This window comes from Rhodothermales bacterium (genome assembly GCA_034439735.1).
In the GTDB taxonomy this organism is placed as follows: Bacteria; Bacteroidota; Rhodothermia; order Rhodothermales; family JAHQVL01; genus JAWKNW01.
The window spans coordinates 1-2,704 of record JAWXAX010000194.1 but is presented as its reverse complement, the minus strand read 5'-3'; the positions used below and the strand labels follow the sequence as shown (position 1 = coordinate 2,704).

Below are 2,704 nucleotides of genomic sequence, written 5' to 3'. Positions count from 1 at the left end.
GGAGGTGAACAGGTCCACCGTTGTTCACGACGGCAAGATCGACATCCCCATCGTTGTCGTAGTCCGCCATAGCTACTGCACGCGTGGTGGCCAGTAGCGGGGTCTCAGTCCCGCCGGTGGGAAGCACCTCTTCGAATCGGCCTTTCCCGAGGCCCCGGAACAGCTGGTTCGGCTCGGCAAAGGGGTCGGCCGCGTCGACGGCGCCTCCTACGCGGCCGTTGCCCACATAGGCATCCAGCATGCCGTCGCGGTCGAAGTCGGCCAGGGCGACGCCGAACCCCGTATAGGGCAGGCTGGGCGCGGCGAGGCCCGAAGCGACGGATGTATCCTCGAAATATCCCCCGTCATTGCGATACAGGGAGTTGGTCTCGTTGCGCAGGTGGGTGATGAAGAGATCGAGATCGCCATCGCCCTCGATATCCGCGGCGACGACCCCCATGCCAGCCTCGGCGATGCCCTGCCGGTTGACGGCGGCTCCACTTCGTACCGCGAGGTCGACGAACCGGCCGTCCCCCTGGTTGATCCACAACTGGTTCGGGTTGCCATCGTTGGCCACATAAAGATCGGTTCGACCGTCGTCGTTGAAGTCCCCGACGACAACACCCAGCCCGTTGGCGGCGACAGCGCCGATGCCCGCCTCGGCCGTGACATCTGTGAAGCGGCCATCGCCCAGGTTACGATATAACACGTCGGTCGCCGGCGCGCGGTAATTTTCGGGATGGCAGTAGTCGCGCCCGGCGGCGCCGCTGGCGCATTCCAGCTCCTGCGCCGGCGACCAGTGGATGTAATTCACTACGTAGAGGTCTAGCCGACCGTCGGCATCGATGTCCACAAACGCAGCGCTCGCTCCCCATCCGGCATGGCCGACGCCGGCAGCGGCCGTCACGTCGGTGAACCGGCTATCGCCTTCGTTGCGAAAGAGGACGTTCGGGCCGGCGTTTGTCACGTAGAGGTCGTCGTCACCGTCGCCGTCGTAGTCGCCCACGGCGGCGCCCATTCCATAGCCGGTATCGCCAACGCCGGCCACGTCGGTCACATCAGAAAAGTGGCCATCGCCGGTGTTACGGTACAACCGATTTCCGGGTCCGCGCGGCTGCGCGGGGTCGGGTTCGCCGCCCTGGACAAGGTAAAGATCCAGGTGGCCGTCGCGGTCGAAATCGATCCAGGCGGCGCCCCCCGACATGATTTCAGGGAATAGGAAGCGGGGAACCGGGGCGCGGACGTGGTCGAAGTCGATCCCACTTGCGTGTGCGACTTCCTCGAACCAGGGCTCTGGAACGGTGGGTGTCGGCGAGTCGGTCGCTGGCGCACAGGAGGCCCCGAATATAGCGCACAGCGTGAGGGCGAAGAACGGGTTCTGGCCCATGAGACGTTTACTGAACGTACCGGGCAGCGAGTTCGTTTGCCAGACGGTTATTTGGCGCCAGCCGGTGTGCCTCGGCGAGGGCCTGACGCGCTTCCGCCTTGAGCCCCAGGTTCCAGCGCGCCTGCGCAAGCCCGATCCAGACGGGAAAAAGGTTGGGCTGGAGTTCGGCGGCTCGTTCGAAGTGGGTACGCGCCTGTTCATAACGGCTGAGCTTCAGGTTGATATCGCCGGAAAGGCCGTGGTTCTGGGCAATGCCCGGCGCTAGTTCACGCGCGCGGTCGGCGCTTCGGAGCGCCTCCTCCAGGCGGCCGAGTTCGACCAGCGCCTGGGCGCGAGCGAGGTGGGTATTGTCCTGGTCGGGCCCCCGAGCCACAGCGGTTTCGGCGAACTGGAGCGCCTCGTCGGGCCGGCCGGCATAAAGAGCCCAGGTGTACAGATTCAAGGGAGTGGTGAAGGTACGCTCGTCGAGGGCCAGGGCGCGTTTCAGCACCCGTTCGGCGTCATCGAGCCGGCGGGTGCGCAGGTACCCGGAGGCAAGCGTGTTGAGCAGCGCGACGCTCGACGGGTAGTGGCGGGCCGTTTCCTCGAGGAGTCGGATGGCCTCGGTGGGGCTGCCGTTGTCCAGGTAGGCGCCGGCCAAGTCGATCCTGCCGCTGAGGTTCACCGTGTAGGCGGAGATCGTGGGCTGTAGTTCGTCGGGCTGACGGACGGGCGTGGCGCCCAGTCCACGCAGCCGCTCGCGTTCACCCTCGGCCTCGCGGCCTAGTCGTAGGTAGGCGGAACCCAACAGGTAGTGGGCGCGCTGGTAGCCCTCTTCGATCCGAAGCGCATGTTCGAGGACCTGGACGGCGTCTTCGACGCGGCCGCGCTGGAGGAGGGCATCGCCGAGGCCCACATAGCCGTACGGGAGGACCGGACTGATGGCGATGGTCTCGCGAAAGACGGTTTCAGCTCCTTCGAGGTCGCCGGCTTCGAGCAACGCCTCGCCCAGATGGTGCCTGGCCGGCGCGTACGCAGGCTCGTCCCGGCCAAGGTCCCGCAGGAGATCGAGGGCGCCCGAGGCATCGCCGGTCTGTCGGGTGGCGACGGCCAGGTGCAGGCGCCAGGCCGGCTCGGGTCGGAGCGCGACGGCGTGTTCGAAGCAGGCCAGGGCTTCCGGCCAGAGGCCATTGGCCTCATAGGCAAGGGCGAGGTCGGCACGCCGCTCCGCATTTCCCGGAGCGGCATCCGCGGCGGCTATTTTCGCCGCGATCAGGGCAGCGACAGGAGGTTCGAGAGGGCTCGTGGGTCGGACGACCTCCGGCACCGGTGCGAGAAATCGAGAGGCGAGGTACAGGC

General features: G+C 66.6%; 2 protein-coding genes. Both read right to left on the bottom strand.

Translation table 11 applies throughout. From position 1 onward, the window contains the following. On the bottom strand, positions 1-1,366 hold a 1,366-nt coding region (locus tag SH809_14720), incomplete at its 3' end, for a VCBS repeat-containing protein (protein ID MDZ4700958.1). A 7-nt stretch (positions 1,367-1,373) separates the two neighbouring features. Next, positions 1,374-2,704: tetratricopeptide repeat protein (locus SH809_14715; protein ID MDZ4700957.1), on the bottom strand; the 1,331-nt coding region annotated here is incomplete at its 5' end.